This is a genomic window from Paenibacillus sp. IHB B 3415, from assembly GCF_000802655.2.
Classification (GTDB): Bacteria; Bacillota; Bacilli; order Paenibacillales; family Paenibacillaceae; genus Paenibacillus_AQ; species Paenibacillus_AQ phytohabitans.
In genome coordinates this window covers 1-25,710 of the sequence record NZ_JUEI01000088.1, presented here as the reverse complement: position 1 = coordinate 25,710, position 25,710 = coordinate 1, and the positions used below count along the sequence as shown (strand labels likewise).

At 50.1% G+C, this 25,710-nt stretch carries 19 protein-coding genes; 9 read left to right on the top strand and 10 right to left on the bottom strand.

Features of this window, described 5'->3' with window-relative positions:
- Positions 1-33: 33 nt before the first annotated feature.
- Positions 34-1,050 carry an alpha/beta hydrolase gene (locus QW71_RS29990; protein ID WP_052770449.1) on the top strand — a complete coding sequence of 339 codons (1,017 nt, stop codon included), beginning with the start codon at positions 34-36 and terminating at the stop codon, positions 1,048-1,050.
- 179 nt (positions 1,051-1,229) lie between these two features.
- On the opposite strand, the gene QW71_RS29985 is transcribed toward QW71_RS29990, so the two are convergent.
- Positions 1,230-2,939, bottom strand: a complete 1,710-nt coding sequence (locus tag QW71_RS29985) for an ABC transporter substrate-binding protein (protein ID WP_039308138.1) — start codon at positions 2,937-2,939, stop codon at positions 1,230-1,232.
- A 129-nt stretch (positions 2,940-3,068) separates the two neighbouring features.
- On the opposite strand from QW71_RS29985, the gene QW71_RS29980 reads away from it, so the two are divergent.
- Both QW71_RS29980 and QW71_RS29975 read left to right on the top strand, forming a co-directional pair.
- Positions 3,069-3,929, top strand: coding sequence for a helix-turn-helix domain-containing protein (locus tag QW71_RS29980; RefSeq protein WP_039308135.1), 861 nt, complete (start codon positions 3,069-3,071; stop codon positions 3,927-3,929).
- A gap of 57 nt (positions 3,930-3,986) precedes the next feature.
- Positions 3,987-4,931, top strand: coding sequence for a D-isomer specific 2-hydroxyacid dehydrogenase family protein (locus QW71_RS29975; RefSeq protein WP_039308133.1), 945 nt, complete (start codon positions 3,987-3,989; stop codon positions 4,929-4,931).
- A 91-nt stretch (positions 4,932-5,022) separates the two neighbouring features.
- Here QW71_RS29975 and QW71_RS29970 read toward each other — a convergent pair whose 3' ends face one another.
- Entirely contained in the window at positions 5,023-6,546 is a 1,524-nt protein-coding gene (locus QW71_RS29970) for a glycoside hydrolase family 43 protein (protein WP_039308131.1), read from the bottom strand.
- Between the two features lie 430 nt (positions 6,547-6,976).
- Here QW71_RS29970 and QW71_RS41895 point away from each other — a divergent pair, with 430 nt between their 5' ends.
- A complete protein-coding gene (locus QW71_RS41895; protein WP_268794640.1) occupies positions 6,977-7,102 on the top strand; it encodes a hypothetical protein in 126 nt (41 codons plus the stop codon).
- Positions 7,095-7,562, top strand: coding sequence for a hypothetical protein (locus QW71_RS29965; protein WP_039308128.1), 468 nt, complete (start codon positions 7,095-7,097; stop codon positions 7,560-7,562). Before QW71_RS41895 ends, QW71_RS29965 begins: the two co-directional genes overlap by 8 nt.
- Positions 7,563-7,619: 57 nt before the next feature.
- On the opposite strand, the gene QW71_RS29960 is transcribed toward QW71_RS29965, so the two are convergent.
- The 5 genes from QW71_RS29960 to QW71_RS29940 form a co-directional block, all read right to left on the bottom strand.
- Positions 7,620-8,255, bottom strand: a complete 636-nt coding sequence (locus QW71_RS29960; RefSeq protein ID WP_039308125.1) for a serine/threonine-protein kinase — start codon at positions 8,253-8,255, stop codon at positions 7,620-7,622.
- A 70-nt stretch (positions 8,256-8,325) separates the two neighbouring features.
- A complete protein-coding gene (locus tag QW71_RS29955; protein ID WP_039308121.1) occupies positions 8,326-9,537 on the bottom strand; it encodes a sensor histidine kinase in 1,212 nt (403 codons plus the stop codon).
- Positions 9,538-9,747: 210 nt separating this feature from the next.
- Positions 9,748-15,462, bottom strand: a complete 5,715-nt coding sequence (locus tag QW71_RS29950) for a HAMP domain-containing protein (RefSeq protein ID WP_039308119.1) — start codon at positions 15,460-15,462, stop codon at positions 9,748-9,750.
- A gap of 24 nt (positions 15,463-15,486) precedes the next feature.
- The gene (locus QW71_RS29945) at positions 15,487-16,683 is read right to left on the bottom strand and encodes an ATP-binding protein (protein WP_039308116.1); all 1,197 of its coding nucleotides are present in this window, start codon (positions 16,681-16,683) and stop codon (positions 15,487-15,489) included.
- 235 nt (positions 16,684-16,918) lie between these two features.
- On the bottom strand, positions 16,919-17,989 hold the full coding sequence (locus QW71_RS29940) for an SGNH/GDSL hydrolase family protein (RefSeq protein ID WP_039308113.1): 1,071 nt from the start codon (positions 17,987-17,989) through the stop codon (positions 16,919-16,921).
- Between the two features lie 350 nt (positions 17,990-18,339).
- Here QW71_RS29940 and QW71_RS29935 point away from each other — a divergent pair, with 350 nt between their 5' ends.
- Together QW71_RS29935 and QW71_RS29930 are read left to right on the top strand one after the other, a co-directional pair.
- Complete coding sequence (locus QW71_RS29935) at positions 18,340-20,217, top strand: ATP-dependent DNA helicase (protein WP_235441594.1); 1,878 nt, start codon at positions 18,340-18,342, stop codon at positions 20,215-20,217.
- 100 nt (positions 20,218-20,317) lie between these two features.
- Positions 20,318-20,818, top strand: a complete 501-nt coding sequence (locus QW71_RS29930; protein WP_047014057.1) for a spore coat protein — start codon at positions 20,318-20,320, stop codon at positions 20,816-20,818.
- Positions 20,819-20,895: 77 nt separating this feature from the next.
- Here QW71_RS29930 and QW71_RS29925 read toward each other — a convergent pair whose 3' ends face one another.
- A complete protein-coding gene (locus tag QW71_RS29925) occupies positions 20,896-22,176 on the bottom strand; it encodes an MFS transporter (RefSeq protein WP_039308109.1) in 1,281 nt (426 codons plus the stop codon).
- 232 nt (positions 22,177-22,408) lie between these two features.
- Between QW71_RS29925 and QW71_RS29920 the strand changes: the two genes are divergently transcribed.
- Positions 22,409-22,930 carry a DUF3231 family protein gene (locus tag QW71_RS29920; protein WP_039308106.1) on the top strand — a complete coding sequence of 174 codons (522 nt, stop codon included), beginning with the start codon at positions 22,409-22,411 and terminating at the stop codon, positions 22,928-22,930.
- 101 nt (positions 22,931-23,031) lie between these two features.
- On the opposite strand, the gene QW71_RS29915 is transcribed toward QW71_RS29920, so the two are convergent.
- Positions 23,032-24,438 (bottom strand): amino acid permease, encoded by a 1,407-nt coding sequence (locus tag QW71_RS29915; protein WP_083442789.1) that lies wholly within the window; start codon positions 24,436-24,438, stop codon positions 23,032-23,034.
- A 68-nt stretch (positions 24,439-24,506) separates the two neighbouring features.
- Positions 24,507-24,959 carry a MarR family winged helix-turn-helix transcriptional regulator gene (locus QW71_RS29910; protein WP_039308104.1) on the bottom strand — a complete coding sequence of 151 codons (453 nt, stop codon included), beginning with the start codon at positions 24,957-24,959 and terminating at the stop codon, positions 24,507-24,509.
- A gap of 151 nt (positions 24,960-25,110) precedes the next feature.
- Between QW71_RS29910 and QW71_RS29905 the strand changes: the two genes are divergently transcribed.
- Complete coding sequence (locus tag QW71_RS29905; RefSeq protein WP_039308102.1) at positions 25,111-25,566, top strand: GNAT family N-acetyltransferase; 456 nt, start codon at positions 25,111-25,113, stop codon at positions 25,564-25,566.
- Positions 25,567-25,710: the final 144 nt, after the last annotated feature.

Below are 25,710 nucleotides of genomic sequence, written 5' to 3'. Positions count from 1 at the left end.
TTCGACCCAAAGAAATCTCATTAGGAGGGCACCATGAACATATCAGTTCAAAAATTCAGGATCGGCAGGAAAACCGGAATCACATTAAGTATTATAGCTATCCTGATCATCGCAATTGTCGTTGTAAACCAGCTAACACCGCGTCCTTTTGTGGCTATTTTTAGAGCATTAATTAGTACCCAGGAGAATGCTGTAAATGTGGGTCCGTACGCTGAACAAATCATAGATGTTAAAGTTAGTGACGTAATCAGTATTCCTGTCGAGGGTTTACCCGATGCGCAGATAACCATGTATACCTTTGGCGTTGAATCAGACAAGCCTAAGCCCCTGATTTTATTCATACATGGCGGCGGCTGGACCGTAGGTACTGCGAAACAAGTGGGTTCCTTCTCGAAACTCTTAACGTCGGAAGGATATGTTGTGGCTTCCTTGGATTATTCGCTCGCTCCTGAGTACAGATATCCGGCTCCCATACAGCAGGCCGCAGCAGCAATCCATTATCTGCAGACTCATGCTGAGGAATACAATGCAGATCCTGCAAAGCTCTTCATCGGCGGTAACTCAGCGGGTGCGCAAATATCAAGTCAGCTGGGAGCGATGATTACTAATCCCACTCTTGAACAGCAAGTCGGGGTAAATTTGGATATACCGGCTGCAAACGTGAAAGGCTTACTGTTATTGAATGGTGTATATGACTTTGATACTGTAGCACGGGATAACTTCCCCGGGTTTAGAAAATATGCCTGGAGTTACACTGGACAGAAAGATTACGAAAACTACTCCAGATTAGACGAGCTTTCAACTGTAAAAAATATCACCTCCGAATATCCGGCAACATTTATAACCGCAGGTGATGCTGATCCTCTGGAACCTCAAACCTACGAAATGGACGCCGTTCTCAGAGCTAAGGGTGTTGACGTTACAAGTGTTTATTGGACAGGCAGCGGAAATAAATTGCCTCATGATTATATCTACCAACTACAGACGGAGCCTGCGCAAATCGCCTATGAAGAGGTTGTCAAATTTCTAAACGATAAATCGCAGCCATAGAAATTGAGCGCGGCAGCTAAATCAAACAGCGGCAATCCGGGACCTTATTTCCCCGTCCCGGATAAATTTCTAAACGATAAATCGCAGCCATAGAAATTGAGCGCGGCAGCTAAATCAAACAGCGGCAATCCGGGACCTTATTTCCCCGTCCCGGATTGCCGCTGTTTCTTCATATGCTCCTACTCAACATCCTTCCCGGTAAACAGCTCCACTCTCGCTTTTACCAGCTCCGTATATTCCTTCTCCATCTTCTCAGCACCGGCTTTGTTCAGCTCTGCAATGAAATCATCGTAGATTGTATCGAACTCGGCTGTGCTGGCGAGGATGGCTTCCGGTATGCGTTTGTGGACGATATCCTGTGTTTTTTGATAGATGACCTGGTAGCCCCCATCGGTTGGTACCGGCATGTTGTACAGCGCGCCCCACTCTTTGACCGGGAATTCATCCTCCGCAGGGAAGAGATCCTTCCAGGTTGCCGCTTTATACGCGGCCAGGCTTTCCTTCTCCGCATCCGAATATTCGGCCAGAATCTGTTCCGGGAAGTTCGTGGTATAGTAGTTATCCGTGGAATCCTTCACACCGTCACCGTAGCGGACACCAAAGATGGAGTATAAGCCGACCCCCGTGTTCCTGGTAAAGTTCGCGGCATCGTTAACCTTTTGGCCGAGAATGTCAGCAGGTATGACACGTTGTCCATTGTCCGTATTGTATTGTTTGCCTTCAATGCCCCAGTTTCTCAGCACCTGGCCTTCTTCCGAGGACAGCCAGTCCAGGAATTTGATCGCGCGGACCGGATCCTTGCAGGCAGTAGTGATGCTGATGCCATAGCCGTCCACTCCGACCGACTGCATCGCATGATCCTTATACTCCTCACCCAGCGTCACCGGGAAGTGCGCGTACGTATACTCGTCTTTACCGGCGGTTTTGAGGACATTCTCCGCATCCTGATATTCCCATTCCACAGAGGTGAGACCCAGAACCCGGCCGCTGGCGATTTTGGCCTTGTATTGATCATCCTTTTGGACAAAAGAGTCCTTATCGAGCAGCCCTTCATTATACATATGGTTCAGCCAGCGGAAGTACTCCTTCTCCTCCGGTTTCTTATAATGCAGCATCGTCTCGTACGTTTCCGGATTCACATAATATTCGCCGTCATTGGTTCCGCCTGTAGTGATGTCCCCCTGATTAGTGACCGTAATCATAACCTTCCAGCCGTCAGCATTCACTGTCATCGGGATCGTCGGATGCCCGTCCGTGGTCGGATGCTTGGCCGCATATTCCTTAAGCACATTCTCATAATCCTGCACCGTTCTGACTTCCGGATACCCAAGCTCCTTCAATACGCGGTGCTGAATCTGGAAGCCGTTGGTCGCATCAAACACCTGCTGATCAACGCCCACATTCGTCGGAATCGAATAGATCGCCTGATTATCCTTGCTGTATTTCATCCGGTTCACGTTATCGCCCATGACCTTTTTAATATTCGGCGCATATTTATCGATCAGATCGGTCAGATCAAGGAAGGCTTCCGCATCCACCAGCTTGCCGAGCTCGCCTTTGGCATAGATGAGTTCGGGATAATCCCCGCTGGCGGCCATCATGGAAATTTTGTCCTGACCGCCGCCGCTGCCGACATCAAATTCCGCATTCAGGGTAACCCCTGTCTTGGCGGTAATCTCTTTGCCGACATCATCCTGCATCTTGTTCCAGTTCGGATTGGCATCGGCACCAAAAAAGGTAAAGGTGACCGGATCAGTATCATTTCCGCTGGTGTTCCCGTTTGAAGTATTCCCGGCGTTATTGCCTGCATTGCTGCTGCAGCCTGCCGAAATAAGCAGCGAGCCTGCCAGAAGCGCTGTGCCTAGTTTTCTTGAAAGTATTGCTCTCATCTCTCTCATCCCCTTTTGTTGAATGCGTTTACAGTCTCATTTTAGCGCCGATGTTGGCGGATAACCTTGATTTTCAAGTCGCAGACTAGCATTATATAGACAAACACGTATTTCAGAGGCGGGGGCTTTATGAGCAATGTATATTTGAACTGGTTTACGACCGATGAGCATTTCCCGTTCTTTATTCAATACGGCGGGCACGAAGAAGATACTTCCCTCCATCAGCACGCCGACTTCTCCGAGCTTGTCATTGTACTGAACGGACATGCTGCACATATCGTCAATGAGGAAGAGGCTTTTATCAAGAAAGGCAATGTATTCGTTATTAACGGGGGCACCCCGCATGCCTATAAGGACCCCCATGATTTCAAAATTTGCAACATTATGTACAAAGCCGACATGCTCAAGCTGGCCGGACCGGACTTAAGAACGCTGAACGGCTATCAGGCGCTGTTTGTCTTAGAACCCTTTTACCGCAGCATTAACGCCTATAAAAGCAAAATGAACCTCCCCATCGTCAGCCTGGAGGTTGTCTCATCGCTTGTGGCCGGCATGATTACCGAATATGAGCAGAAGCACCACGGCTATCAGACCATGCTCGCCTCCAGATTCATGGAGCTTGTCGTCTATCTGTCCAGACATTATGACACTCAGGAGAAGGGCGTGGACAACAGCCTGATGCACCTCGCCAGTGCGATCTCCTATATCGAGGATCACTATCGTGAACCGGTTACCCTTGATACCATTGCCGCCAAATCAGATATCTCTGTCCGGCATTTGAACCGGATCTTCCAGGCGTATTATCAGACTACACCGATTGCTTATATTCAGCGCCTCCGGCTGGAACAGGCCTGCTCTCTGCTCAGGCAAACCAGACACCCCATTACCGAAATCTCCTATAGCTGCGGATTTAATGACAGCAACTACTTCACCCGCCTCTTCAAAAAAACGTACGGCAGGTCCCCGAAGGCTTACCGCAATCAGCAGTAGTATTTGTGTTTTACAAAATTATTCAGTATGTTTAAAAATATGAAAGGTGGTTTAGTAATGAAGATTCTCATCGTTGGCTATTTTAACGAGACCGCACAATCAAATATTGTAAGGTATTTTCCGCAAGACTGGAACGTTGTGGTTGTACCGCCCGGAGAAGAAATGCTGCATCATATTGAAGATTGCCAAGTGCTCATCCCTGAACATATTAAAGTGGATCACAGCCTGCTTGCTAACGCAAAAAAATTAAAATTGGTACAGACGGGTGCAGGATTTGATAATGTAGATATCCCTGCCTGTACACAGCTCGGTATTTGGGTGGCCAATGCTGCAGGAGTGAATGCACAGGCAGTGGCCGAGCACGTAATGGCACTGATATTGTCTTATTATAAAAACATACCGTTTCTTGATCATTTCATGAAAAACAAGATGGATGAACATCAATTGGACTATGCAGGGAGTGAATTAAACGGCAAAACGATTGGGATTATCGGTTTGGGCGCTATCGGCAAAAAAGTAGCTGCGTTTTGCAGGGCTTTTGATATGAATGTGCTGGCTTATGCGAGACATGCTGCTCCTCAATCTGACGGTTTTGTGAAAATGACAGATTTCGATACTCTTCTAAGCACATCGGACATAGTCAGTGTACATGTACCCTTGACTCCGCAAACCAAACAGCTGATCAACAAAGCGGCATTGAGCAAAATGAAGAATACCAGTCTTTTTATCAATACAGCCCGGGGCGGGATTGTTGGCGAAAGGGACTTGATTGATGCATTAAAAAACGGGGATATTTCAGGCGCATGCCTGGATGTGTTTGAATCTGAACCGCTTCCCATTGACAGTGAGCTCCGGAATCTGGGTAATGTGATCCTTACTCCCCATACAGCAGGAATGCCTGATGGGCGAAAATTTCATAAAAAAAGATATGATTTCTTCATAAGTAATATAAAACGTGTAGGAAATGGTGAAGAGCCTGAAAGCAAGCTCAATCAGTTATAGTTTAAACCCGAGCGGGAACGGGGGATCCTGCCGCCAGGCAGCAGTTGCAGCGGGCCATACAGCAAATCTGCATGAACCGCTGCCCCATACTCTATACCGCGGGCTGATCCAACGGCTCATAATCGAACCAGTCATACGCTGCCGGAGCGGCCAGCCCAGACCCTGACGTTGCATACATCGCAACGAATACGCCTGTGAATCCCCCGGAGATTTCTGTGCTGAGATGATGTGTCTCTCCGCTGCCCAGTTCTGTCACCCCGGACTCCGGGCTTTGAACCGAGGCTTCTATGCTGCCGGGCAGCGCCTTAATCCTCAGAATAACCGGCCCGGCCGGACATTCCTCTACATGCTCCACCCGAAGCGAACCGACCGTCCGCCGGAACACGGCGACTCTCCGGCCGTTCGCAGTGCGGAGGACCAGCTCATAATGATGCCTCTCATTCTTATACACCGTAAGCCCGGCTTCTTCTCCTTCATGAAGCGGCTCATAGTCCAGCGCTGCTGCTATATTGGCCGTGAAGTGACTGAGGCGGCGGCCTACAAAAGCAGGCGCAGCCGCTTCATCCAGCGTGGCCTCGTGGCCATGCAGCACCAGATGCCCCGGCCGTTCCTGCAGCGACCAGCTTCCCTCTGCCGGATTGCGCAAAAACGTCCAGTCCAAGCCAAGACGGGTGCCGTCAAAGTGGTCCCGCACAGGCTTCTCCGGCCACCGGACCTCCGGCAGCTCCGGCGAATTCATGACGGCTTCGATATGGCTGCCATTCCCTACAACCGGCCAGCCTTCAGCCGTCCAGGTCACCGGAGCCAGAAAGGTTTCCCGGCCCAAATGATGCCCCATCGGATAAGAGACCGGTCTGATCCCCAGGCAAACCGCCCACCAGCTGCCATCCTGCGCTTCAATCAGGTCCGCATGACCCGTAGCGTGTATGCTGCTGTGCATACTGCGGTTGGACAGAATCGGATTAAGTGGACAAGCTTCATAAGGCCCGTAAGGCTGGCGGCTTCTCGCGATAGTCTCCATATGCCCGTATTCTGTCCCGCCCTCGGCGATCATCAAATAGTACCAGCCGTTAATCCGGTAGATATGCGGAGCCTCGGGATGAGCGCCGCCGGTCCCCTTCCAGATCAGCACGCTCTCTGTCAGCATACACCCGGTTTCGATATCAATCTCACACTGGTAAATACCGTTCCCCTGCTCACCCTCCCGGGCGGACTGAAAGTAGACGCATCCGTCCTCATCGAATAACAGGGAGGGATCGATGCCGCTCTGCGCAACCGGGTACGGCTGTGACCAGGGACCTTCCGGGTTCTGTGTCTTGACGAAGAAATTGCCCATTCCGCTAACGTTGGTAGTCACCATATAGAACCAGCCGTTATGATAGCGGAGCGTCGGGGCATATATTCCGCCGGAGCTCCCTGCATTCTCCAGAGGCAGCTGTCCGGCCGTTGTAAGGCAGTGTCCAATCTGACGCCAATGAACAAGATCCCTGCTGTGAAAAATGGGCACTCCCGGATAATATTCAAATGTGCTGGTCACCAGATAATAATCGTCACCTGCCCGGCAGATGCTGGGATCGGGATGAAATCCGGGTATTACGGGGTTGGTATATTGCATTGGCCGCGCTCCTGTCCATTTTCAATTAGCTGTAACTATCCCTACCATTGTAAATGGACCCGGCTATATCAAACCTTAATTTTCAAGTCACCCGATTAGGAGAATATAGACATTGTCCGCTTCGAGAGCCTCAAGCATTTCGGCAAGGTGTTCAAGACGATCTCGGGCCTCCCGCCCCGGGATTAAGAACTTATAAGACTATTCTGCCATCAGTTAAGATCCCGTTAAGAAGGCAACAAACTTACGTATACGGAAGAAAAACCATGCTGACACCAAGAATAAGCAGGATTATTTTCACTTTCTGCCCGGATATGTGCTATGGCTGACTTTTAACGCCGGTTGCGCTTTTTACATGGAAAAGAACTGCGTGTATGATTCCCATTAACACCTATGCTGAGTTCCTGTGAGCAACTGGGGGGAGTCTTGAAGAGTGGCAGAGATACAGACATCGAAAACCTATTATTTGGGCATTCATCCGCATATGCTGGATCCGGTAAACCTGGAGTTTACTAGCTTTGGTGTGCTGTGGTACGAGGAGGGCAGCATCCATGAATAGTAACAAGCTATCGCAGATTGAACTCTTTGCATTTGATACCACTCCTTCGTTCTCCGACAGTCCGGTCCGGGCCGGTTCATTATATCTGCTGCTGCGGCTCACTTGGGGAGAACAAATTCATTACGGGGCATGCGAGATTACACGAAGTGGACAATCCTTTGATTTGACGAGATGGGGGGCTCCTCTGAGATGTATTCACCATTCAACAGTGGAGGAGATAGTGGTAACCTTGCGCCGCAAGGAACAGGAGTGGGCAACAGGTCAGCTTGGATTGCTGCAATCCGCCTTATCCGGCATTCTTCAGGTCAGGGTTCCTGTTACCGCGGGGCACGGAGGATATGCGCATCAGGGAAACCCTCACGCCGCCTTTACTCCATACCCGGTAAACAGCCGCTTCCGTGAGTTGACGTTATCCCGCTTAATCGACGAATCGGTCGCTTATTATTCCATTCTCCGATAAGCGAACAAGTGGCAGCCCCGGTGGCGAAACTAACGCCCTGGACTGCCACTTTATCGATTATTCCTTCAACCGCCGCCACAAGCGGTAGCCCTTGCGGACGATCTCCAGAATGGGCCGGGGAACCGGAAACATCCAGCGGGAGGCAACAGGCCGGTACAGGTGATAATACGCCTTCTTGAAATCCTCCCACATGCTGCAGTCCTCATCCTTCAGGAAATCGGATATATCTACGATCAGGCCGCGGCCGTCCTGAACCATCACATTCTTGGCGTGGACATCATGCGGGTGGAGTCCGCGGGAACGGGCATAACCCAGCGCGCTGTCAATATCTTCTATGGCCTGCGCGGTGATGAGAATTCCCCTTTTCATCGAGTCATAGAAGGTAACTCCTTGCAGCCGTTTCAGGATCAGAAAGTCCGGTCCGCTGTAATAGCATTCGGAGAATGCCGGATGACGGCCGAGGCGGCGGTACACCTCTGCTTCTTCCGTAAGGCCCGGCCTGCCCGGGGCGTACACCTTCACTGCATAACCGGGAGCTTCCGGATGATAGAATACGGCAGCGTAATTCCCGGTTCCCAGCACCTTCCAGGGCTTCGGCACGCTGCGGACCTTCACGGGTTCCAGTGGATCAATACTCTCTATCGTTGCTTTTGCCAATAACTCACCCTTGATCCGTTCTATCAGCTTCTCCATTCCACTCACCCCGCAGCTCAGTTCGATAATTGCTCTATCCTTCTAGTGTACACCAACACACCAAAGCTCCCTACTGGGCATTCAACAGACCACCCTCCACACGCTCATTGGATTCGCACACCCACGGCAAAGTTACCCTCACGCTGGTTCCTGCCTGAAGTTCCGAATCTACCCTAATCTGGCCGCCGTACATTTCGATTAATTGTTTACAGATGGACAAGCCGATGCCTGTCCCTTTTTGCTTGGTGGTATAGAACGGATCGAAGATCCGTTTTAATTTATCCGGCGGTATCCCTTCGCCATTGTCTTTGAAGATCAGCATGATTTCATGGGTCTCATCCGCCGTGGTCACTGTAATATCTATCCTGCCTTGGCATGCGGTGAAGGAATCAATGCTATTCTTCAAAATATTCAGGAAGACCTGCTCCAGCTGTGAGGCATTTCCGAAAGTCAGAATAGTTTCATCAGAATAATCCACTGCCAGAATAATATCGCCGCTAAGTATGAGCTGATTCACAATGTTGTTCACTCTATGTATAACCTCGATTACATTAAACACTACGCCGCTATTCTTCGCATGATCCCCTTTCCGCGACAGCATCAGGAAGTCCGTAACTAAGCCGTTCAGCGTATCGATCTCTTTAATTGTAATATCCATATAAGCACGAAGTTCATTAGCTTTGATCTCAGGCTCATTAAGCCTATTATTCACAAGCTGGGCGAAGCCTTTGATTGAAGCCAGCGGATTACGGATTTCATGTGCCATGCCTGCGGCCATCTGTCCCATAACCGCGATTTTTTGTTCATGCAGATTGTCGATCTGCTGGTTTTTATTAGACAAATAACCTTGAGCGAAGCCGGTAAACCGGGTCCAGTTGGATTCCATCAGCCTATTATAGAAAAACAGCCGGTTCGCCGAATCATCCACAAGTGCTTCAATGCTCCTGAACATTATATTCTGGGCGGTTAAGTTCAAATCTTTGCTCATTTCAAGCAGGATATCAAAATGGTCGCCGAATATCTCTGCAGTAAAAGCCCCTTGCGCAAACCCCTCTTGCTCCTGTGTGTGCAGGTACTTCTCATAATCAGAAGGCCCCAGGAACAATGCTTCTATTATAGACATTAAGGTCATAGTGAAGGTTGCATCTAACAATTCCTTATGCGTCTCTATGAACCAGGCGAATTGGGGGTTTTTCATGATTACAGAGTGATAATGAGTGTTCAGAATCATTGGAACTGCCGGTGTTAATGACGAGCGCAACTGATTTTCACTGTATCCCATTTCCATCCTCCCTCTTTGCATGATGTATTCAATATATGTTTATATTTTCCTGCTTAAAAATAGAGCAAATCCATATTTATTTCAATTTTAAAATATCAGGCTCAGACTGGGTAAGAGTGCCTTTGACTGGGATATCCGCCTAAATAAAACAGGAGCCTGACCCAAGCAGCCTTTTCACGGCTTTGGGGTCGGCTCCTGTTTTTATAAGTCTTAGTTATCGTTATCCAGCCATGTACGCATCATAGATAACAGCTGTGCACTGTTGACCGGTTTGGTAATGTAATCTGAGCAGCCTGCTTCGAGGCACAGCTCCCGGTCTCCCTTCATCGCTTTCGCCGTCAGCGCAAGAATGGGGAGGTCCTTGAATTCCGGCTTGAGCCGGATGGCACGGGTCGTTTCATAGCCGTCCATCCCCGGCATCATGATATCCATCAGGACAATTTCGATGTCCGGTGTCTGTTCCAGAAGAGTGATGGCATCCTGCCCGTTCTCCGCAGGGATGACCTTCATCTGATGACGTTCCAGAATGGAAGTGAGTGCGAAGATGTTCCGGATATCATCATCCACTACAAGTACTTTTTTAGACTCAATCATTTCATCCGAGTGATGCAGCTTAACCAGCTTATCCTTTGAACCGGACGGCAGGTTCTCCGCCTTGCGGTGCAGGAAGAGGGTCGTTTCATCGATCAGCTGGAGATTCGATTTCACCTCTTTGAGCACCGCCATTTTGACCAGCTCATCCCACTCGCTTTCTTCCGCCGGTGTCAGCTTCTTGCTCATGTGAACCAGGACGGGAACCTTTTTGTTCTTCGCGTTCTTGTACATATCCCGGATAAACCGGATGAGATTCATCTCCGGCAGGCCGCTGTCCAGTACCACACAATCGAATTCTTTGGTATTCATCTGGTTCAACGCTTTGCGTGCCGTGTCCACTGCCGTGAGACTGATATCAGGGTTGCTTAACAGCTCAATGATTTGCTTGCGCTCTTCCTCATTCTGGACCGCCACCAGCAGATTTCTGGTCTTCTTATCCGCAAACTGGTTCAGACGGTCGAGCGCGTTCTCCAGCTCTTCATTGGTCACCGGTTTGCGGAAGTAATCATGAGCGCCCCGCTGTAACAGCAGTACCTCATCCTCATCGACCGTCATCACACAAACCGGAATATGCCGCACCTCAATATCGTTCTTCAGCTGCTCGAGTACCAGCCAGCCGTCGGCGTCTCCGCCAAGATGCAGATCGAGTGTTATAGCAATCGGCTGGTACTTATGAACAAGCTCCAGCACATCATAGCCGCTGGATGTAATCACGGCTTTGATTCCTTTTTTATGGAGCAGATCAAGCATAATTTCATTGAACTTCTGGTCATCCTCAATAATCAGGAAGACACGGTCTCCCGGCTCGATCTGATCCCGGTCATCAAGGAACGTGTCATCTGCCAGCTTAGCCAGAGTACTTCTGCGTTTGGATGGGGTGATATCGATCACCTCCGGAACATGTGCCTTGGGGATCTCCGGTTCGGTGAATTCCGCTTCAGTAGGCAGGTACAGATTAAAGACGCTCCCTTTGCCCGCTTCACTGTACAGGGTGATTTCTCCGCCTAACATCTCGGCGATCTCGCGGGATATGGCAAGACCCAGGCCTGTCCCGCCGTATTCCCGGTTCGTGCTGCCATCCGCCTGCTGGAAGGCTTCGAAGATAATCTGCTGTTTTTCAGGCGGGATACCGATTCCCGTGTCGCTTACTGAGAAGCAGATCACCGTTTTGGCCCGCGTCAGCGATTCATTCTCCGGATGCCAGCCCTCGCCTGCTTTCCGGATCTGCAGCATGATCTGCCCTTGCTCCGTGAACTTAAAGGCGTTGGACAGCAGGTTCTTCAGAATTTGCTGAATCCGCTTGAAATCCGTTGCTATTCTGGCCGGCACGCCGGAATCAATGATGATCCGGTAGTCCAGCTTCTTGGCATCCACCATATGGCGGAAGGTACGGTCCAGCCCGTCTGTCAGCTCTGCCAGAGAAACCTCGCTGTAATCCGGCGTAATCGTGCCCGATTCGATTTTGGACAGATCCAGAATATCGTTGATAAGGTTAAGCAATTCAAGTCCGGAGTCCTGAATGGTCTTCGCGAACTTCACCTGAATCTCATGAAGATTCTCATCCGGGTTCTCGGCCAGCTGTTCTGCCAGGAGCAGCAGGGAATTCAGCGGAGTACGCAGCTCATGCGACATGTTGGCCAGAAACTCGGATTTGTACTTGGACGTGAGGGCAAGCTGTTCCGCTTTCTCCTCCAGATAACGCTTGGCTACCTCTACCTCATGATTCTTGCTCTCCACTTCCGCCTTCTGCAGCACCAGCAGCTTTGCTTTATCCTCAAGCTCGTCATTCGTACTCCGCAGCTCCATCTGCTGCTTCTGGAGCTCCTCGGTGAGCGACTGTGATTGGATCAGCAATTCCTCCGTACGCTGGTTCGCCTGCATGGTGTTGATCACAATGCCGATGGATTCTGTAAGCTGATCCAGGAAGGCGATGTCGATATCACTGTAAGGGCGGAAGGTGGCCAGCTCCAGTATCGCCAGCACCTGATCTTCGAAAATAATCGGCAGCAAAATAATATTAAGCGGGGTAGCTTCTCCCAATGCGGACGAAATTACAACATAGTCGCCCGGCACGTTGGTAAGCAGAATGCGCTGCTTCTCAATCAGACACTGGCCGACCAGCCCTTGCCCGGCCCGGAATTCATTCGCCAGATGCTTGCGGCTCTGGTAAGCATAGCTGGCGAACAGCTTCAGAACAGCTTCACCGTTAGAAGGTTCATTGATGTAGAAGACCCCATGCTGCATAGATACAAGCGGAGCCAGCTCGGACAGGATCATACGGCTCACCGCATACAGATCTCTTTGCCCTTGCAGCATCCGTGAGAATTTGGCCAGGTTGGTTTTGAGCCAATCCTGCTCTGTATTGATACGGGTCGTCTCCTTCAGGTTCCGGATCATTTCGTTAATATTGTCTTTGAGTGTCGCGACTTCTCCGGAGGCGGATACGTCGATGGCCCGTGACAGATCACCATTCGTTACCGCCGTGGCAACATTCGTAATGGCCCGCACCTGCGTGGTAAGCGTACTCGCCATGTAGTTAACGTTGTCAGTCAGGTCACGCCACGTTCCTGCTGCTCCAGGCACACTGGCTTGTCCGCCCAGCTTCCCTTCGGCGCCTACCTCCCGCGCCACCGTGGTCACCTGGTCGGCGAAGGTCGCCAGTGTCTCGATCATATTATTGATGGTATCAGTCAGCTCGGCAATTTCACCTTTGGCTTCCACGGTCAGCTTCTGCTTCAGATTACCGTTCGCAACGGCAGTCACAACCTTGGCGATCCCGCGCACCTGATCCGTCAGATTGGTCGCCATAATGTTAACGTTGTCGGTCAGATCCTTCCAGATCCCCCCGACGCCGCGCACCTGGGCTTGTCCGCCCAGCTTACCGTCTGTACCGACCTCGCGCGCCACACGCGTAACCTCGGAAGCGAACGAATTCAGCTGGTCCACCATCGTATTAATCGTGTTTTTCAGCTCAAGCAGTTCGCCTTTAACGTCTACCGTAATCTTCTTGGACAGATCGCCGTTCGCTACCGCTGTCGTAACGCCGGCAATGTTGCGCATCTGAATGGTCAGATTGCTGGCCATGTAGTTGACCGTATCGGTCAGATCTTTCCAGGTGCCGGAAACATCCTTAACTTCCGCCTGCGCCCCGAGTTTGCCGTCCGTACCGACCTCGCGCGCTACACGCGTAACCTCGGAGGCGAAGATCGAGAGCTGGTCCACCATGGTGTTGATTGTATTCTTCAGCTCAAGAATTTCACCTTTGACATCTACGGTAATCTTCTTGGACAGATCCCCTTTGGCTACCGCTGTCGTAACGTCTGCAATATTCCGCACCTGATCCGTCAGATTCCGGGCCATATTATTAACGCCTTCGGTCAAGTCTTTCCAGGTGCCGCCGACGCCCTTCACCTGCGCCTGTCCGCCCAGTTTGCCGTCTGTACCTACCTCGCGGGCTACACGCGTCACCTCGGAGGAGAACATCGAGAGCTGGTCCACCATCGTATTGATGGTATTTTTGAGCTCCAGGATTTCGCCCTGTACATCGGCAGTGATTTTCTTGGACAGATCTCCGTTCGCTACTGCCGTCGTTACAACAGCAATGTTACGCACCTGATTGGTCAAGTTCGAGGCCATATAGTTTACACTCTCGGTCAAATCCCGCCAGGTCCCGGCAACGCCTTTAACCTGGGCTTGTCCGCCCAGCATGCCCTCGGTACCCACCTCACGCGCCACACGGGTAACCTCGGAAGCGAAGGTAGAGAGCTGCTCCACCATGGTGTTAATGGTGTTCTTGAGCTCAAGGATTTCTCCGGTCGCATTTACCGTGATCTGCTTGGACAGGTCACCCTTGGCAACCGCCGTCGTCACTTCAGCGATATTACGCACCTGATCGGTCAGGGTACCCGCCATAAAGTTAACGCTGTCCGTTAAATCCTTCCAGGTGCCGGATACGCCCTTCACATCCGCCTGACCGCCGAGGATTCCTTCCGTGGAGACCTCCCGCGCCACCCGCGTCACCTCGGAGGCGAAGTTGCTGAGCTGATCCACCATAATATTGATGGTGCTCTTCAACTGGAGAATCTCGCCTTTCGCATCGACAGTTATCGTCTTGGATAAGTCGCCCTTAGCGACAGCGGTTGTTACTTCGGCAATGTTACGCACCTGATTGGTTAAGTTCGAGGCCATGTAATTTACGCTTTCCGTCAAATCCCGCCAGGTGCCGGATACGCCTTTGACATCTGCCTGTCCGCCAAGGATCCCTTCCGTACCTACCTCTCGCGCCATCCGGGTAACCTCGGAGGCGAAGGTCGACAGTTGATCCACCATCGTGTTGATGGTGTTCTTGAGCTCCAGAATTTCGCCCTGGACATCGGCAGTAATCTTCTTCGACAGATCGCCGTTTGCCACCGCAGTGGTCACAACCGCGATGTTACGCACCTGATTGGTCAGGTTCGAGGCCATGTAGTTTACGCTTTCGGTTAGATCCCGCCACGTACCGGACACGTCCTTCACGTCTGCCTGCCCGCCAAGCTTACCCTCCGTGCCAACCTCACGCGCTACACGTGTAACCTCTGAAGAGAACATGGAGAGCTGATCCACCATGGTGTTGATCGTATTTTTGAGCTCAAGGATTTCTCCCCGTGCATTTACTGTAATTTGCTTTGACAGATCACCGTTCGCCACAGCAGTCGTTACCGCCGCGATATTACGCACTTGATCCGTGAGGTTAGTCGCCATGTAATTCACGCTGTCGGTTAAGTCTTTCCAGGTTCCCGATACCCCTTTGACATCTGCCTGCCCGCCCAGAATGCCTTCCGTGCCGACCTCGCGTGCCACCCGGGTAACCTCGGAGGCAAACGTGCTGAGCTGATTCACCATCATGTTAATATTGCTTGCCGTCCGCTGGAATTCACCAGTGAGCGGCCGTCCTTCGATCTCCAGCTCCACCTTCTGGGACAGATCGCCTTTGGCTACGGCGTTAATCACCCGGACCATCTCGCTGGTCGGTTGAATTAAGTCAATAACCATCCCGTTCAGCGAATCGGTAATGGTCTCCCAGGAGCCGCCCAGATTCTTCTGCACGAATCTGCGCGACAGATTACCTTCTTTACCGACCACTCTGGCTACTGTCTGGACTTCATTCACCAGACTCTCCTGAATATCCATGATCTCGTTGAAGGTATCCGCTACCTTACCGGCTACTCCCGTGCGGTCATAGGGCATTCTGTGGGAGAAGTTTCCTTTCTTCATCGCCATTAAGGCGTTGAGCAATTCGCCGGCGTCAATCTGATCCCCGCTTATCTCTTTGCTTTGGTTTTGATCGCTCATAGTATCAACCCTGCCCCTTATGCATTATTTACTTGGAATTGTCTTGACTGTAATGGTAAAAACAAAGGTGGCCCCAGGTTCATTCGACGGTTCTACCCGGATGCTGCCGCCCATTAATTCAACTAAAGATTTGCTGATCGATAATCCAAGTCCTGTGCCTCCGAACCTGCGTGTTGTAGAGGCATCCAGCTGGGAGAAGGGCTGGAACAGTTCGTTTATCTTATCCGGGGGAATTCCGATCCCCGTATCTTTAATTGTAAATTCAAGCGTAAGCGTATTCGCCTCTTCGGACAGCTTGTTAACCATTATGTAAATACTGCCTTCATGGGTGAATTTCACTGCATTGCCCACCAAATTATTCAATACCTGACGGAGGCGGGTCATATCTCCCATTATATAAGGCGGAACCGAAGGATCTACGGTCACAGCCATCTCCAGATTCCGTTCCCTGGTTTTGGCTGTGAACAAATCTATCGTTTCAGCCAGGCAGTCCTGAAGAGAGAACGGCGCCTCTTCCACTTCCATCTTTCCGGATTCAATTTTGGAATAATCGAGAATAGGATTGATGACCGAAAGCAGTGCATTGCTGCTCGTGTGGATAATTCCTGCCATCTCAGCGTATTCTTCCGGCAAATCGGAGGTGAGCAGCAGATCAGACATGCCTATGATCCCATTCAGCGGAGTCCGGATCTCATGGCTCATCATGGCCAGAAATTCCGATTTCACACGGGATGCGATTTCCGCCGCTTCCTTTGCCTCTCTGAGCTCCTGATTCGTTTTCTCCATCTGCTTCGCTTGTTTCTTGAGCATGTCGCTTTGGATCTGCAGGGTTTTGTTAGCTTCATACATGCTGACATACCCCTCGATTTTGGATTTGAACAGCTGCGGGACGAAGGGCTTCGTCATATAATCCATAGCGCCGACCGAATAGCCTGCGAAGATATCCTCCATTGTATTACTGGTCGCTGTCATAAAGATGATAGGCACGTAATTGTTTTTCTCCCGGGTCCGGATGAGGCGTGCCGTCTCCAGCCCGTCCAGTCCCGGCATTTGCACATCCATGACGATGACGGCAAATTCTTCTTCCAATAAACAGCGCAAAGCCTCTACCCCGGAATATGCCCGAAACAGATGATATGGTTCTCCGCTTAGAATAGCCTCAATGGCAAGCAAGTTTTCGGGGTGATCGTCTACGAGAAGGATGTTGACTGGGAAATCCATGAGGACCCTCACTTTCCGACTTGTGGCTTGCTGACGTTTATATTTCGAAAATATAGCTTATATACCCATAATTTCAAATAACGAAACTCCCTTTACCCTTATAGCTTTCCCATTGTTCTCTATGTATTCACCAGTGTAGGAAAAACAAAAAAGCGATCGTCCGGAGACGGGCCGCTTTCTTCCTTTAGGCAATATTCAGAGCAGATATTATTCTGCTCAATCAAGCTTCTCTATATCACCACTCCATAAGCCCCCTGATATGAGTCGTCAGCTTCCGGGCCGCTTTGCCGTGGGTAGCTTGGGAAGGATGGGAGTCGGAGGCGTATCCATCCGCTGCCTCCTGGACGTCAAATTTCATGGCAGAAATATTGCTGTCTCCTGTTTCTTGAATATATCCCTTCACTGCCTGTTCGACATAAGGGTACAATCTGTCTCCCATGATGCCCAGCGTACACAGAATGGGTGTACGGGGGTTATTGCGTCTGACCATTTTGAGGAATTCAGCATACTCCCTGGCATATTCCGTCTGCTTGCCGGTATCGTCTCTGGTGTAAGAATCATCATTCGTTCCGAGATTGATGACAATCAGATCTGGCACAAACCTGTTGAAATCCCAAAGAATATCTTGGGGCAGCAGAACGCCGTCAAATTTACCCTCGGACTTGCCTACCCGTTCATAATAATCCGGAAGAAGATGTGTCAGCAGCCGTTGATCGGTTTCTGTGTATCCTGTAATAATGCCATAGCCGCTATACGAAACCATACTGTAGTCCGCATCAAGATGGCGGGCCGTCAGGTAGGCATAGCTTTTGGTGACATCTTCTGTAGCTGTGGAGAAGGAGTGCAGCCCATCCTCATCATCCACGCCGTAGCCGCAGGTAATGGAATCGCCGATGAATTCGATCTTATGTACTTTTGCCGGACCCGGTTTGATTCCATCCGCTGCATGGACAGCAATCTCCTGAATCCCAGCCGTTGACATTGCCGCCTCAGACAGCTTGGTGACCTTTACCCTGACCTCCTGCTCCGTCTCGCTCTCAAATATCGTATACGTTCTAAGCAGCGTGTCCAGCTGATCGTCAATGACCTGTACTCCGTTTACACAGATGGCAATCCTGGCCAGATTATTACCGGTTAAGGCAATATTATCAGCTTTTAAGGTAATCTCCGCTTTGGTGCCATAGAATGAAAATTCTATACCGCTGCCGGAGAGAGCCAGCCACAGCACATCATTGCTGTAATGCGTCCGGCCGGTCAATTTCACATGTGTCTCCGTAGCTTTGAATACTTGCGTATGTTCTGTCATCTTTAAACCTTCCTTCTCGGCTCTATAACAGTAACAGTAGCAGGCACGCCTTTTGTTTTCAAGGACTGTCTGGCAAAGAGACTGGAGCATTCCACGGATCTATTACATTCTAACCCTTGACTGTTAGCGCTTCATCTATGATAATAACAACCTCACCCAAATAGATACGGGACAGGAACATCATTGATTATAGAAAAGGGGCGGTCGTTATCAGCTGGTTAAATGATCTCTATAAATTACAGAAGCGGGAGCTGAAAAAGGACATCGAACCCGCTCTGGTCAATGCCATCTTCCGGATGTATGACCGGTTTCCCAGGATCGGACTCACAGAGAGGCTCGGCCAGCAGGATATGTCTCTGGATATCGCGGATGCTTATGTACATAGCCGCAATGCGATGATTGAAGCCGGAGTCGGCATCGGCAAGTCTTTTGCCTACCTTATCCCCGGCCTGCTCATTAACCAGATCTCCCGGCAGCCGGTCATTATTGCCACCTCCTCCATCCAGCTCTCCGAACAGATCCATAAAGATCTGCGGTTCATCGGCAGCCGGCTCGGGTTCACTACGGTCCGCTCCGTAGTCGGGAAAGGTATGGGGCAATATGCCTGCCGGTATAGGGCAGCTGAACTATTCAAGCCGGATGATGCTGCTTCCCCCCTGTCTGCGCTTGCCGAACGTATTGTGAATTACGGGATCGATGAGCGGGCAGATATTGAGGGCGGTGTTAGCGACGCGGTATGGTCCGGCGTTTGTGTGAATGATTGCAAATTTGAGCAATGCCATTACCGGAGCACCTGTTCGTTCTACGAGATGAGGGCGAAAATTAATGCCGGCCCAGGCGACATGGATTTCATCATCGTTAATCAGGACCTGCTTATCCGTGACCTGATTAAGAAGAAGGAAGGAACCAAGGGCTTAATTACGGAACGGCCGGCGATGATCGTAATCGATGAAGCGCATAATCTCGAAGCAAAGGTCAGAGATGCAAGAACGCTCGAATTCACCTTCCGGGGAACCTGCCGCATACTGGAGGACGCCTTACAGATTCTTTTCAGGCAATCCGCCGATAAGGAGCTAATGGCACAGTATAAATTTATAAAAAGATGCGCCGGGGATATTTTCAGACAGGTAGAGGCGGATCTGCTGCACACAGCCAAGCAGGACAATGACCGGATCAAAGTATCGGAGATTACAGGAGTCCCGCTGCAGCGGGGAATTCAGGTATTGAAAGAGTTCAGTCTCAGCCTGTCCGTCTTCACTTCCCGGCGTGAGCGGGAGATTGACAATGCTTTTGAAGCCATAAACGGACTTATCGGCCTCTTTGCTGTGCTCGCCGGAGCGGAGGACAACTATCTGATCTGGGCAAGCCATACGCAGGGGGAGAGCACGGTCAGTATCTGTCCCAAAGGCATAAGCCAATTCCTGAAACACAGCTTGTTTAACGGGAAGACCTCTGTCATCTTAACGTCAGCAACCCTGTGCCAGACCGGAGATACGCTGGAGGAACAATACGCTTATCTGACAGAGTCTCTCGGATACCGGGGAGATTATATGGAGCGCCAGGCTTCACCGTTTGATTACGATAACCACACCCTGATGTACATTGCCAAGAACGTTCCCTACTATAACCATAACAACCGGGAAGCCTATCTGGAAGCAGCGTACAAAGAGATGCTGAGACTCTGCAATTTGACGGACGGGCGGACACTGGTGCTTTTTTCGGCAAAAGAGGATATGAAGTACATTCATCAGAAGCTAAGCGCCGAGAAGCTTAATTGGGCGCTGCATGTGCAGAGGGAAGGCTCGTCCCAGGACGGGGTAATCGCTGAATTCCGGGCCAGTAAAGGCGTTCTGCTGAGTACGGGGGTATTCTGGGAGGGCGTAAATATCGCAGGCTCCGATTTATCGCAGTTAATTGTGGTCCGGCTCCCTTTCCCGGTTCCTGCCGATCCGGTCTATGAATATAAGGCCTCTTTGGCTGAGAACCCCCTGAAAGACGTATTCGTGCCGGACATGCTGCTCCGGTTGAGACAGGGCACCGGGCGTCTGATCCGCAGTGAAACGGACCTGGGTGTGCTCAGTATCCTCGATTCCCGCCTGTCCGCTGCAGCCCATAAGGACTACCGGGATAAGGTGCTGGGAGCTTTACCCTTCAAGCGGGTTACCGAGGACTTCACGGTGCTGGAGAAGTTTGTACAGGAGAAAGGGATTGCACTTAATAAAAAGTAGAGGTAGCAAGCAGCTTTAGGGTTGCATTTTGTTGGATTCAACGATCACTTCCCACCTTATTCCTGCATAGGCTAACGCATACCGTTAGGAGGGATTTTGATTGTATACTTATGAATCACGGCCGCAGTATTCTCACCTGGCTTGGCACGAAACGCTTGAACTGCATGAATTGACAGCTTATCAGACCAACCAGCTCACACTATTTAAGATGGTGCACACTGATGTGAAAGATCCCCAGCTTCACGCCTTGTATTTAGAGACCATTGGTGCTGTGGAACAGAATTTAAAAGAGCTGCTGCAATATTTCCCGCTCGCTCCGCAAGGTACACGAAACAGCTCCAAGGATCAGGATATGACTGCATTCTATGCCGGTTTGCTCTTAGGCTTCGCCAAAACCGCAGTACGCAGTTATGCCATCGGAATTACCGAAACAGCGACTCCGAGCCTTCGGGAGACCTTGCAAAAACAACTGAATGCCGCTATCCTGCTCCACGGTAAAATCTTTTACTTTATGCTGGAACGCGGGCTCTATCCTGCTTATGATCTTCCTAAGCTACTTTCCAACGATGTTGCTGCTGCGAACAAAGCTTTATCCCTGTAGCCCGTTACAGCATGAAACACACCGCCAGTTCCCTGGCGGTGTGTTTCTTCTGACAGGACACTTTCAGAACTGCAGACCTAACGGACACGCTGGCGCATCGGATTTGTTTTTTTATGCTTCATGCTGGTTTGCTTCAGATTGTTCTCGCCTCCAGCCTCCCCTTTGCTTGGCGTAACAGCGAAAAAGGACAGCAGTCCGCCAGCCGCCCCTACGGCTGCCATAGTACCAAATAAGACCCAATGCCCCCGGTTCATTAGAAGTGACACGACCGGCGGGCCCAGCGCAACCCCGATAAACCTCATGCTGCTATATAAGGAAGTGATCGTTCCACGGTTCTCTTTTTCTATTCCCTCCGTAATTAGCGCATCCATGCAGGGCAGAACCACACCAATCCCAACACCGCTTAAACTTAAGAAGCCTACCATGAAATATATATTCTGGCTAAAGCCTGTTATCAGCATGGCTGCTGTAAGCACCGCCATACCTCCGAAACCGAGCCATTTCATTAACAGCTTATTTTTGCCGATGATTTTGCCGCTTCCGTAGGAGGCCAGACACAGAAGTGCAAGGGGAATGGCCAGTACAAACCCCTTGGAGGCCCCATGCAGGTTATACTCCGACTCCAGCGTCTCCGATAAATAGAATAGCACGCCGAAGGTTGCGAACATACAGATTCCGCCTATCGCGAATATGGCATACAGCCAGCGGCCCCTTTCATGCAGGATTTCTTTGATGCCGGTTAAGAATTGCCCAATGCTTTTCTTTTCGGCCTTCTCCTCCGACTTGGGTTTCTTCACCAGAAACATAACAAGTGCAAAGGAAATCAGACACAAGATCGGAATCGCGATGAAGGGTGCATACCATAGCAATGTCCCGAGATAAGCGCCAAGGATTGGACTTAATACTTTACCAAAGGTGTTGGAGGTCTCAATGATTCCCAATCCCTTACTAACTTCTTTTTCATCCTGAAACAGATCGCCTACGAAGGGAAGGACGATTGGAAAGGCTCCTGCGGCTCCAATCCCCTGGACTAAACGTCCTCCGAGGATGACCCAGTAAGCAGTTACTCCGGTTAAGAACCAGGCAGCGGCAACACAAATAGCTCCGCCTATGGCCGCAAGGATAAGACTGGGTAAGATAACGATTTTTCGACCATAACGATCCGATAAGTAACCGGCAACCGGAATCATCAAGATCGCAATCAGGCCATACACTGTGATGATCATACTGACCTGAAAAGCAGTGATACCAAGTTTTTTGGAGATCTGCGGCAGAATAGGCAACAGCATGGAATTACCAAGAGTCATGATTAATGGGATGGAAGCTAGTGCAATTAATGCTCCTTTTGAACCTTTCATGGCGAACCACCTTCTTTGTAATCACATCCTTCTTATTGTGGTTCATACGGTATTATTTATACACCTTGCAGAGAGATATTGATGGTGCTCATTGAAGAGAACAAGGTATGCAAATATTAGATTATGCAGCAATATTTTGAAATTGAATTGTATAGGTGAAAATGCTGCAACATCCATGTTCTTTACGGGCATGCTAGTTCTTGTTTAAATCCAACAATAAAGGAGTTTATTTATGACAGGAATTTTAGGCGGTAACCCCAAAGAAGAACCGATGCACTATGGAGAAATCTTCACGGTCTGGCAAGCCTCGATGATGGCCAAGGGCGCATTGTCGTGTTACAGAGCTTATATGTATCACGCTGGCGATAACGATCTCAAAAAAATATTGGGAACATTAATTGATCAGGCGGAACTGGAAATCAGTGAATGCGATACGCTGCTTACAGAGCAGGGTCTTGCCTCTGCACCGGTAATGCCAAACCGGCCGGATGCCAAGCTTGAGGATATTCCTGTAGGGGCACGATTCACAGATCCTGAAATTGCTGCCAAGCTTGCTGCTGATACTGCTACAGGACTTGTAGCATGCAGTCAGGCTATGGGACAATCCATCCGCGAAGATATCGGAGCTTTATTTGCCAAATACCACCTTACCAAAGCAGCCATAGGCGTTAAAATTCTGCACATGAATAAGAAGAAGGGGTGGCTGATTCCACCTCCTCTTCTAACTAAAAGACCTGAAACCGCCAGAGTGTAACTGCACTCTCCATGTAGAAAAGGCCCGCGAGCTTTCGCAGGCCTTCTTTTCCTTCTTTTGGCTTTTTTTGGCGGGCCTATATCCACCTTTACCGTTTTTTATTAAACCTTGTTTTTGCGCAGCCTGATCCCTGTGATCCGGAACTCAGGACCGCCCTCCAGAGAATGGGATTCATGGGTACCGCCTTTTTTGCCGCGAAAGTGTTGAACAATCCAGTCACTCAGCGCAATCAGTGAAACAATCAGCAGGCTGATGTAGAAGCCCGGACGGCTGAGCGCATGAAACAGTGTCCCTGCTACAGCAGCCGCAATCAGCACCAGGCCCGTCCAGCGTTTCACTCCGCTGAGAAAACTGGGCTTAAGCAGCCGGCCGGCTGAGAGCAAGATAAAGGACCAGTTATACAGGATCATGAGGCCCGCAGCCGTGGTAATGTATTCATATACTTTTCCCGGCAGCCACAATGACATCATGATAGCGCCTATCAGACCGGCAGCAATCAGACATAGTGCATAGAACGGATACTTATCCTTCCATTTCTTCGAGAATAACTTTGGTGCATCGCCTTCCTGCGCAAGAGTGATCATCATCGAGGTAATGGCATACAGCGAGGCTGTCATCGTGGAGAATCCGGCAATGATCAGCACCCCGTTAAACAAATGCGGCACAAAGGCCAGATGATCGCTGCTGAGTGCAAGAACAAAAGGACTTTCCTTCGGGTTAAAAGCGCTTAACGGCACCATAATCACCGCAAGTCCGATCGACAGGACATACACCCCAGCCAGTCCGAGCAGCATGACTTTCCCCGCTTTTGGAGCCTCCTCAGGCTTCTTGAGCCTGTAGGACATAATCCCCAGCACCTCAATGCCGCCGTAAGCATAAAAAGCAAAAATAAAGGCAGACCAAAATCCGATGCCCCCTGACGGAAACAACGCCTTATACCCAAGGGGTACCTTCGGTGTGAACTTCCCCCCACCGATCCAGCCAGCCAGAAGCGCAGCAGCAATCACAAGAAACATCAGAATCGCCGCCACTTTGATGACAGCCAGTATATTTTCAACCCGGTCAAATCCCTTATTCCCGAAAAACACAATCAACAGGCTCACTGCGGCAAACCCGGCAGCAAAAACCCACATCGGTACGGCCGGAAACCAAAAACGCGAAAAAATGGATAACGCTGTAAGTTGGCTTCCCATAATCAGCAGCTCCGAGAACCAATATACCCAGCCGCTTCCGAATCCTGCCCAGCTGCCGAATGCTTTCTTGGCATAGGACCGGAAGGAGCCCTGCTCCGGATGTTCTGCCGTCATCCTTGCCAGCGCATCAAATACAACATAGGTTCCGCCAGCCGCTAAAATGTAAGCCAGCAGCACCGCAGGACCGCCCATGGAGATGGCCAGTCCCGAGCCCAAAAAGTATCCGGTTCCTATAGTCCCTGCTATGCCCAATAAACTAAGCTGCCACCATTTAAGCTTCTTGTCTTCTTCGGTTTTACTGGAAGTTTGCTTCATGAATTCCGTCCTCATCCTGATTAGAATTTGAGAGTTCTCATCTCTACAATTCCCCTCGGGCGGACAAATTAGTACTCTCTTTTATTCCCCTTCTTCACATACTCCCATTCGACCTCAATATTTTTCCGGACTCTCTGCAGAAGCTGAAATAATAGTTCTGATTCTTGTCCGGAGAATCCGGCTAAGGCAACCCTGTCCGTATGATCCCCTTCTCTCTTCAGAAAAGAGTAAGCCTGTTCACCTTTTTCCGTTGTAAACAGCCTGTTTATTTTTTTGTTTGTTTCATCATCCTTCTTCTCAATGAAGCCTTGGACTTCAAGCTTCTGCACTGCACGTGCGGCAGTTGTCCGGTCTACCTTGATCATTTCGGACAGCTTCTCCTGAATAATTCCCGGATTCTCATAGATGCGGACGAGATATAAATATTGCCCCTTAGTAAGGTCTAATTCCTTGAACTCTATATTACTTATAGAATCCAGTGCTCTCGCAATCATTCCAACCTCACGAAGTATCTCTTTCACTTGATCACCTGCCGTCCCATAATGTTGTATTTACAACAATAATAAATCTATATATACTAATGAATATCGTTATTTCATTATGGCGTTTTTGGCACAAAAAACAAATGTGGAAAGGCCCTGGATCGTCATCTTACACTCAGGAGTGAATACCATGGAGATTAGAATCGATAATTTGACTGGAACTGAAATCATAGCATTGATCAGCGAGCATTTACAGAGCATGTTTGAGCAATCCCCGCCGGAGAGTGTACATGCACTGGATTTGGACAAATTACGGTCACCGGAAATCACCTTCTGGAGTGCCTGGGAACACGGCGAATTGTTAGGTTGCGGGGCGCTTAAAGACCTTGGGGACCACCATGGTGAAATCAAATCCATGCGGACTTCTGCCAGGCACCTCAGAAAAGGCGTCGCCTCTGCAATGCTTGCCCACATCCTTAAGGAAGCTGTGCAGCAAGGCTATGTGCGGCTGAGTCTGGAAACCGGATCGACGGAAGGCTTCGAGGCGGCCCGAAAATTATACGAACGATTCGGATTCGAGGCCTGCAGCCCGTTTGGGGATTACATTGAGGATCCTTACAGTGTGTTTATGACGAAGGCATTGTAAAATTACAGACACGCTTCCCGCTTAAACAGCGGAGAGGACGGACTGATTGTGGAAAAGCGAATGCGGTCGCCTTGGTCTCCGGATTTTCACCGCTAAGGGGAATGAAAAAAATCTGGAGAGCACAGCGATTGGAACAACGGTCCG